The 9,211-nt window shown below is 64.0% G+C and carries 8 protein-coding genes; 4 read left to right on the top strand and 4 right to left on the bottom strand.

Annotation, left to right across the window (positions count from 1 at the left end):
- Positions 1 to 108: 108 nt before the first annotated feature.
- The 4 genes from rep to K8I04_15735 form a co-directional block, all read right to left on the bottom strand.
- Positions 109 to 2,109, bottom strand: coding sequence for a DNA helicase Rep (gene rep / locus K8I04_15720; protein MBZ0073164.1), 2,001 nt, complete (start codon positions 2,107 to 2,109; stop codon positions 109 to 111).
- Between the two features lie 89 nt (positions 2,110 to 2,198).
- Positions 2,199 to 2,678, bottom strand: a complete 480-nt coding sequence (locus K8I04_15725) for a hypothetical protein (protein MBZ0073165.1) — start codon at positions 2,676 to 2,678, stop codon at positions 2,199 to 2,201.
- Between the two features lie 408 nt (positions 2,679 to 3,086).
- Positions 3,087 to 4,598, bottom strand: coding sequence for a YifB family Mg chelatase-like AAA ATPase (locus tag K8I04_15730; GenBank protein ID MBZ0073166.1), 1,512 nt, complete (start codon positions 4,596 to 4,598; stop codon positions 3,087 to 3,089).
- A 206-nt stretch (positions 4,599 to 4,804) separates the two neighbouring features.
- Positions 4,805 to 5,095 (bottom strand): accessory factor UbiK family protein, encoded by a 291-nt coding sequence (locus K8I04_15735; protein ID MBZ0073167.1) that lies wholly within the window; start codon positions 5,093 to 5,095, stop codon positions 4,805 to 4,807.
- Between the two features lie 406 nt (positions 5,096 to 5,501).
- On the opposite strand from K8I04_15735, the gene K8I04_15740 reads away from it, so the two are divergent.
- From K8I04_15740 to K8I04_15755, 4 genes are all read left to right on the top strand, one after another.
- Positions 5,502 to 6,245 carry a TorF family putative porin gene (locus tag K8I04_15740; protein ID MBZ0073168.1) on the top strand — a complete coding sequence of 248 codons (744 nt, stop codon included), beginning with the start codon at positions 5,502 to 5,504 and terminating at the stop codon, positions 6,243 to 6,245.
- A 103-nt stretch (positions 6,246 to 6,348) separates the two neighbouring features.
- The gene (locus K8I04_15745; protein MBZ0073169.1) at positions 6,349 to 6,687 is read left to right on the top strand and encodes a P-II family nitrogen regulator; all 339 of its coding nucleotides are present in this window, start codon (positions 6,349 to 6,351) and stop codon (positions 6,685 to 6,687) included.
- Positions 6,688 to 6,702: 15 nt separating this feature from the next.
- Positions 6,703 to 8,025 carry an ammonium transporter gene (locus tag K8I04_15750; protein MBZ0073170.1) on the top strand — a complete coding sequence of 441 codons (1,323 nt, stop codon included), beginning with the start codon at positions 6,703 to 6,705 and terminating at the stop codon, positions 8,023 to 8,025.
- A gap of 327 nt (positions 8,026 to 8,352) precedes the next feature.
- The gene (locus tag K8I04_15755) at positions 8,353 to 8,754 is read left to right on the top strand and encodes a DUF4124 domain-containing protein (protein ID MBZ0073171.1); all 402 of its coding nucleotides are present in this window, start codon (positions 8,353 to 8,355) and stop codon (positions 8,752 to 8,754) included.
- The last annotated feature ends 457 nt before the right edge of the window (positions 8,755 to 9,211 follow it).

Genomic DNA, 9,211 nt, shown 5'->3' on the forward strand with positions numbered 1-9,211 from the left:
CGTTCGTGTCACGCAAAAGGCCGCGCAGTCGCGCGGCCTTTTGCGTTGGCGGTACCTGTGCCTGGTCGAGGCCTTCGCGGGTGCGGCCTTTCGACCGGGATCTGGCCTCTACGACAGCATCCCACGTAGATTGGCGAGATGCGCGCGGCCGCGCTGCTGGCGGTCCTCCGGGTCCACCGGCCCGCTGCGGCCCTCCCAGACCAGGTCGTCGGGCGGCAGTTCCTCGAGGAAGCGGCTGGGTTCGCAGGTCTCCCATTCGCGCGCCCGCTGGCGTCGGCGACAGAAGCTGAACACCAGCGACTTGCGCGCGCGGGTGATGCCGACGTAGGCCAGGCGCCGCTCCTCCTCGAGGTTGTCCTCCTCCAGGCTGACGCGGTGCGGGAGGATGCCCTCCTCCATGCCCACCAGAAAGACGTGCGGAAACTCCAGGCCCTTGGCGGCGTGCAGGGTCATCAGGTGTACGCAGTTGCCGCCGGCCTCGTCCTTCTCACGGTCGAGGATGTCCATCAGGCTCATGCGGTTGACCAGCTCGACGATACCGGCATCGCCGCCGATCTGCTCGGCCATCTGCTCCAGCCAGTTGACCAGGTCGTCGACGTTCTGGATGCGGCGCGCGGCCTGGTCGGGGTCGCGGGTGCTGTTCTCCAGCCACTGCAGGTAGCCGATGTCGTTCAGCAACTCCTTGAAGAGCGCCACCGGGTGGCCGCGTTTGGCGCGGTCGGAGAAGTCCACGATCCACTGCGCGAACTCCTGCAGACGACTGAGCGCGCGGCCGGTGAGCTGCTGCGTCAGACCGAGCTCGAAGCAGGCGGCGAGCAGGCTGACGCCGCGCTCACCGGTATAGGCACCGAGCTTCTCCAGCGTCGCCGGCCCGATCTCGCGCCGCGGCGTGTTGACCACGCGCAGAAAGGCACGGTCATCATCCTCGTTCACCAGCAGGCGCAGATAGGCGACCAGATCCTTCACCTCGGCGTAGTCGAAGAACGACATGCCGCCCGACAGGTGGTAGGGGATGCGGTGTTCGCGCAGCACCTTCTCGAACGGCCGCGACTGATGATTGCCGCGGTAGAGGATGGCGTAGTCGCCGTCCTGTCCGCCCTGGGTGAATTTCTGGTGCAGCAGTTCGGAGATGACGCGCTCGGCCTCGTGCTCGGGATCGCGGGCGGGCAGCACCCGCAGCTGAGTACCGTAGCCAAGCTCGCTCCACAGCTTCTTGTCGAAGACGTGCGCGTTGTTGGCGATGAGTTGGTTGGCGCACTTGAGGATGCAGCCGCTCGAGCGGTAGTTCTGCTCCAGCTTGACGACCTTGAGGCGCGGGAAGTCGTCCTGCAGCCGTTTGAGGTTCTCCGGCCGTGCGCCGCGCCAAGTATAGATCGACTGGTCGTCGTCGCCCACCGCCGTGAACATGCCCAGCCGCCCGACCAGCTGCCGCACCAGTTCGTACTGGGCGCCGTTGGTGTCCTGGTATTCGTCGACCAGCAGGTGGCGGATACGCGTCTGCCAGCGCTCGCGGACCTCGGCGTCGGTCTGCAGCAGGGTCACCGGTGCGAGGATCAGGTCATCAAAATCGAAGGCATTGTAGGCCTTGAGGTGACGCTGGTATTCCGCGTAGATGCGCGCGGTGGCCACGTCGCGTTCATCGGTGGCGCCCTCGAAGGCGGCATCGGGCAGCAGCTGGTCGTTCTTCCAGGCCGAGATGCGCCAGCGCGCCTTGTCCGGGTCAAGCCCGATGCGCGCCTTGTTGATCAGTTCGGCGATCAGGTGACCGCTGTCCTGGCTGTCGAAGATGGAAAAGCCCGCCTTGAAGCCCAGGTGCTTGTGCTCGCGGCGCAGGATGTTCAGCCCCAGGGTGTGGAAGGTCGAGACCGTGAGCCCCTTGCTGCGCTCGCGCGGCAGCAGGTCGCTGACGCGTTCGCGCATCTCGCGCGCCGCCTTGTTGGTGAAGGTCACTGCGGTGATGTGGGCCGCGTTCATCTCCTGCTGGCACACCAGATGGGCGATCTTCTGGGTGATGACGCGGGTCTTGCCGCTACCGGCACCGGCCAGCACCAGGAGCGGCCCGTCCACGTACTGGACGGCGGCACGTTGGCGGGGATTCAAATCGGACACGGCGACCGCATTTCGGAGAGGGGGAACGTCGGCAGGAGTCTACCCCATCGCGCGGGGCACGGATATCTTGACCCTTGCCGCGCTGGCGGTTAGGTGAACAGCATCCAGCCGTGGCTGCCGGCCACCGCGCCGGCGGCGGCGATCAGGCTGATGACCAGCAGCACCCAGTGCATGCGCTGGATCAGCCGGAAGGTACCATCGGGATTGCGCTCGGCCAGCTTCCGGAACCAGCGGTGCAGCACCAGCGGCTCCAGCACGAACAGCATGAGCGTGAACACCACCCACACCAGGGTCATGGCGTGCACCCACCAATAATTCAGTTGCTGGTAGCGTCCCCAGGCGTCCAGGACATACAGCATGTAGAAGCCCGACAGCCCGGTGACCAGCGTGCTGATGCGCGCCTGTGCGGCGAAGCGGTGTTCGATGCGCTCGAAGGTATCGATCCGATCGGCGGCCGAGGCGAATCCGCGTACCGTCGGCAGCAGCACGGTGGTGACCATGGCGACGCCACCGATCCAGAAGATCACGCCCAGTACATGGATCACGCGCGCGAGGATGAGTTCGTTCATGATGGGCCGAGTATAACGACTGGACCCGGAAAACCGTATTAGCCATGGAATCACCCGGGAAGCACGGAGGCACACGGCATCCCCGGAGTGACTGCCCCTAGGGAGTGGCTATCCCACACCAGCCGGGAGCTGAAATAAGCTCAAAAACCATATTTGCCACGGAAGCACACGGAAAAACACGTGAGGAGTGAGGAGTGAGGAGGAAAACCTTTATGGCCACGGAAGCACACGGAACAACATGAAAAAATTCAATGAGCAAAAGCCCAGCTTATGAGCAGGTGGGTTGATTGTCGGGTTTTTACAGCAGGCATTTTTCCGTGTTTTTCCGTGTGCTTCCGTGGCTATACCGGTTTTGGGATGATTTATTCGTACGCTGATCCGCGCCCCCGATAGGCACTGACGCTGTCCCTAGCGCCGCGCCCGATCCAGGTTGCGGTACCCCAGCGCCTCCCCCAGATGGTCGGTGGCGATTGTCTCCGCCGCGGCCAGATCGGCGATGCTGCGCGCTACGCGCAGGCTGCGGTGATAGCCGCGTGCCGACAGGCCGAGCCGGTCCAGCGCACGGCGCAGCAGCGCCTCTTCGGGTGGGTCGAGGCGGCAGTGCCGGTCCAGTGCGGTGCCGCCGAGCTGGGCATTGGGGCAGCCCTGGCGGTCGAGCTGACGCTGCCGTGCCGCGATCACCCGTTGGCGCACGGTGGCGCTGGCCTCGCCGCGCGGGCCCTGGAGTTCCTGCGAAGGCAGGCGCGGCACCTCCACCTGCAGGTCGATACGATCGAGCAGCGGACCGGAGATGCGCTGGCGGTAGCGCTGGACCTGGTCCGTTGTGCAGCGGCAGCGGCCGCCCGGGTCGCCGAGATAGCCGCACGGACAGGGATTCATCGCCGCGACCAGCTGAAAGCGCGCCGGGAACTCCGCCTGGCGGGCCGCGCGTGAGATAGTGATGTGGCCGTTCTCCAACGGCTCGCGCAGCACCTCCAGCACCCTGCGATCGAACTCCGGCAATTCGTCCAGGAACAGCACGCCGTGGTGGGCGAGTGAGATCTCGCCCGGTCGCGGTGAGGAACCACCGCCCACCAGGGCCACTGCCGAGGCGGTGTGGTGCGGCGCGCGGAACGGCCGCTGCCGCCACTGGGTACAGAAAAAGCCCTGGGCGCTGATGGAGGCGACGGCGGCCGCAGCCAGTGCCTCGGCCTCGGTCATGGGCGGCAGGATGCCGGGCAGACGGCTGGCGAGCAGGCTCTTGCCGGTGCCGGGTGGGCCGGTCAGCAACAGGCTGTGGCCACCCGTCGCGGCCACCTCCAGCGCCCGTCGCGCCCGCGCCTGTCCGCGGACATCGGCGAGGTCCGGGAGGCCGGCCTCGGTCGCGTCGAGCACGTTGGGGGGCGGCGGCGCGGGCTGCACCAACTCGATCCGTTCATTGAAATGCCGGGTGACGTGCAACAGGTGATCGGCGGCCCGGGCGCGCCCGCCATCGACCAGCGCGGCCTCGGCGTGATTGGCCAGCGGCACGATCAGCCGCCGGTCGGCGGCCGCTGCGGCGATGGCGGCGGTCAGCACCCCGGCGACCGGACGCAGATCGCCCGACAGCGCCAGCTCACCGATGAACTCGTAGCCGGTCAGTGCATCCGCCGCCAACTGGCCCGAGGCGGCGAGGATACCGAGCGCGATGGGCAGATCGAAGCGCCCGCCTTCCTTGGGCAGGTCGGCGGGGGCGAGATTGACAGTGATGCGGCGCGTGGGGAATTCGAAGCGACTGTTGTTGAGTGCACCGCGGACGCGGTCCTTGCTCTCTTTGACCGCCGTCTCCGGCAGCCCGACGATGGACATGCCCGGCAGACCGTTGGCCAGATCCACTTCGACGGTTACGAGTGGCGCCGAGATACCCAGCTGGGCACGGCTGTAGACGACTGCGAGCGGCATCGTTCCCTTCCCTGGGTCGATTGTTATGGCTCCTAGGGAATCTCTGATTAATTCGTCGTACCGTCATTGCGAGCGAAGCGCGGCAATCTCCTTCGAGGGCAGATCAACAACTTGGAGATTGCCGCGTCGCTGCGCTCCTCGCAATGACGGGTTAATCAGTGGTTCCCTAGACCTGAAAACACCTTCCGTGGCTACACGAGCCTTCCTCAGCCGCCGTCCATGTCCTGCTCGTCGTCGGCGACGGAGCGGGTGCCGAGGACCTGGGCCTCGAGCTCGGCCACGCGGTGGGCCATGGCGTCGAGCTGCGCACGGGTACGCGCCAGCACCTTCGCCTGCACGTCGAATTCCTCGCGCGTGACCAGGTCCAGCTTGCCCAGCGCCGCCTGCACGGCCGCGCGCAGGTTGCGGTCGACGTCCTGCTGCAACACGCGTACGCCTTCCGGCAACGCGGTCTGCAACCGGTGGCTGAGATCATCGATGAATTTCGGATCGAACATGCCATGCACTGTAGCGCAGCGCCGCGCGCGCGGTCCAGCCTCGCGACCGCGGTGGCGCCGGTGCACCACCTTGGCGCATGACACCCCCGCGATGCGGTGATCCCTCACCACTGTGGTGCAGCGGCCCCGGCACGACTCCGCCGAAACTTCTCCAACATCATGTTTTATAGCGCCAAAACAGCTTTGGCACGGGAGCTGCAAAAACCTCCCTGCCAGGCGGGGCCCCGCCCGTCTGCAGCGAACCGCGGCGCTGAATGACCGCGTCCAAAGCAGAAAATCAGTTCGGTCACGGAAACCTATGAAAGGCACTGCATACCGGATGTCCCGGCAACGACCGTTCACCACCTCCCGGGTGATGCCGTGGCACAGACGGTTTTCAGGTTCCGCCCATCCACTGGAGACACGCATGAACACGCTAGCCAAGACCCTTCTCACCGGTGCCCTGTCGTCCGTCACTGCCTTCGCCGGTGCCGAGGGCATCCGCGCCAACGTCACGCTCGCGTCCGACTACACGTTCCGCGGCGTGTCCCAGACCGACAATCAGATGGCCTTGCAGGGCGGTTTCGATTGGGCGCACGCAAGCGACGTCTATGTCGGGGCCTGGGCCTCCAATGTCGATTCCGACTTCTTCGGTGGTGCCAAGGACCCGCAGCTCGAAACCAACCTGTACGCGGGTTATGCGACTGCGCTGGGCGCGTTTACGTATGACTTCGGCATCCTGGTCTATTTTTATCCGGGCGCGGACGCCCCCGCCGCCGACGACCTCCGGACCGTCGAGTTCTACGTCAGTGGCGGGTACGCGCTGACCAAGGCCTTCGCGCTCAACGCCAAGCTGTACTACGCCGACGAGCTGAACTTCGCCGGCAACCACGGCGACGGCCTGTACCTCATCGTCGGGGCCGACTATGCGCTGCTGGACAACTTGTCGCTGTCGGCCGCCGTCGGCCACAGCAGCGGCGGCGCCTTCGAGACCTTCGGCGGCCCCGCTGGTCCGGACAGCTATATGGACTACCGCATCGGTGTCTCCACCACCTTCGCCGGCGCCAACCTCGCGCTCAGCTGGATTGACAGCAACGACGATGCCGAGGCGCTGTTCGGTGACAGCGTCACCGACGGCCGCGTCGTGTTCACGTTGTCAAAAAGCTTCTAGGGAAACGCTGGCTTATAGGCGTACTCAATGCAGAGGCGCAGAGACGCAGAGAAAATCATGAACCGCCCCGTCCCGGGCGGTGATTGCCCAAAGGAGAATCACCATGAAACTGGTCACTGCCATCATCAAGCCCTTCAAGCTCGATGACGTCCGCGAGGCCCTGTCGGAGATCGGCGTGCAGGGTGTCACTGTTATCGAGGTGAAGGGCTTCGGTCGCCAGAAGGGCCACACCGAACTGTACCGGGGCGCCGAATACGTAGTCGATTTCCTGCCCAAGGTGAAACTCGAAGTCGCCGTCAAGGCCGAGCTCGCCGAGCGCGCCATCGAGGCGATCAGCGCCGCCGCCAACACCGGCAAGATCGGTGACGGCAAGATCTTCGTCACGGCACTCGAACAGGTCATCCGTATCCGCACCGGTGAGACCGGCGCGGACGCACTGTAAAGAGGGGAATTCAGTATGTCGAGACTCATCAAACAGTACTTCGGTCTGCTGGCCCTGTCCGGCCTCCCGGGCCTGGCACTGGCCGCAGAGACGACACTGAGTGCGGGTGACACGGCGTGGATGCTGACAGCCACGGCGCTGGTGCTGTTCATGACCATTCCCGGCCTGTCGCTGTTCTACGCCGGCATGGTGCGGGCCAAGAACGTGCTGTCGGTCATGATGCAGTGTTTTGCCATCACCGCTCTGATCTCTGTGCTATGGGTGCTGTACGGCTACAGCCTGGTGTTCGACACGGCCGGCATGATGGCAGGGACGGTGAATGTCGCAAGCTTCGTCGGTGGGCTCGGCAAGGCCTTCATGCGCGGCGTCACCGTGGACAGTCTGACGGCGACGATCCCGGAGACGGTGTTCGCGACCTTCCAGATGACCTTCGCCATCATCACGCCCGCCCTGATCGTCGGCGCCTTCGCCGAGCGTATGCGGTTCGCTGCCATGCTGTGGTTCATGGCCGTCTGGTTCACCGTGGTCTACGCGCCGATCGCACACATGGTGTGGGGCGGCGACGGCGCGTTGCTGTGGGACTGGGGCGTGCTCGATTTCGCGGGCGGCACGGTGGTCCACATCAATGCGGGTATTGCGGGTTTCGTGGCCTGCCTGGTCCTGGGCAAGCGCAAGGGCTTTCCCACCACCGCCATGCCGCCGCATAACCTGACCTATACCCTTATTGGCGCTTCCATGCTGTGGGTGGGCTGGTTTGGCTTCAATGCCGGTTCCGCCGTGGCTGCCGACGGTTCCGCGGGCATGGCCATGCTGACCACCCAGGTTGCTACCGCCGCTGCCGCACTGGCCTGGATGTTTGCCGAGTGGCTGAGCCATGGCAAACCGTCCGTGCTGGGCATCGCCTCCGGCGCCGTGGCCGGCCTGGTCGCGGTCACGCCGGCTTCCGGCACCTGCGGGCCCATGGGCGCCTTGCTGCCCGGCATCATTGCCGGCGTACTGTGCTTCCTGGCCTCCACCAAGCTCAAGCGGGCCGCGGGCTACGATGATTCTCTCGACGTTTTTGGTGTGCATGCCGTCGGTGGACTGGTCGGCGCCATCCTGACCGGCCTGTTCGCGGACGTCTCCTTCGGCGGCAAGGGTCTGGCCGAAGGCGTGACCATCGGCGCTCAACTCTGGATCCAGATCAAGGGCAGCCTGTTCACCGTGATCTATACTGGCGTAATGAGTTTCATCATCCTCAAGGTGATCGATGTGCTGGTGGGGCTGCGCGTGAGCGAAGAAGAAGAGACCGAAGGTCTCGACATCGCTCTGCATGACGAGCGCGGCTACAACCTCTGACCCTGTCCCGACGTCTCCCATCAAGCCCTGGAATCACCGAGATTCCAGGGCTTTTTTGTCCAAAATCGCCTGAATCGCCGCTTTATACCAAGTTTCCAGGGCGTGCACGCACCCCCCCTGCGGGATCAGGCCGCGCCTCAAGCATCAACAGGAACCCGCCGATATCTGGTTCAAGGAGCCGGACTGGGTCGACCCCTTGGCTGCCATGGCATTTGATTGCCATGGATCAATGGGTAAGAAAAGTCTCCTGCAAAGCCATGCGACGGAAAGATCAATCATCCTCCCGGTTATTTTGAACAAACAGGCAAAAAAAGAGAGGGAAGGCACATGCATGCCATCCGTTGGATTATGTGTTGCAGTGCAATGCTTTGGCCGCTCTGGGGCAGCGCCGAGATCTACCAGTCCCGTGATGCCTCTGGAAATACCGTTTATAGCGACCGGCCGCTGGGCGCAAATTCCCACAAGAGCGGCATCACCGCGCCGCCCACAGGCCAATCTCCCATCATTCCAGCCGCGCTTCCACCGGACGACAAAGCAACGCCGGCCGAAGATCCAGAGCTCAGGAAAGCGCGCTGCACCAAGGTGCGTGAGCTTCTGGCGCGTTACCAAAAAGCCGAGTACCTGATGGGAGAAGGCGCGGACGGAAAGAATCAGATCCTGAGCGATCAGGAAAAAAACAAGGAAATGGAATTGCTGCGGGAACAAGAAGCCGCCCAATGCGACTCCTGAAGGGAGGATTTCTTCCCCAAAGGGCAATTTTCTTCGCGCGAATCAGGGCGCTTCAAGCTCGCTATCACAAGCAATCGAACAGCAAGATGAGCATCTCATTCGGGTGAGCGCAACGATTCATTCCGTTGGTTTTTTTGCCTGGGGGTGTCAGACCAGCCTCCCCCACACCACGCCGGCACCCAGCAAGAAGAGCATTTGGACCTCTCGCCAAATATCGACACATGAGGTAACTCAAGTAGCCAGCGCAAGCCCATAAGGTGTTGAAACCTTCACCAGCACTGCTGGCAATAAGCCACCTTCGACGACAAGCAACTTGATCCTCCCCGGGATTGGCAGGGATCGTGCCGGCGGCGTTGACCCCCACCGTCACGATCGGGCAAGCCCGTCTATCCATTTGACTGATGGTGATTCGGGAAGGCCCCAAAGATGCTATGATCGGAGGATGAAAATAAAACGT

Source organism: Gammaproteobacteria bacterium, from assembly GCA_019911805.1.
Taxonomy (GTDB): Bacteria; Pseudomonadota; Gammaproteobacteria; order Thiohalobacterales; family Thiohalobacteraceae; genus JAHJQQ01.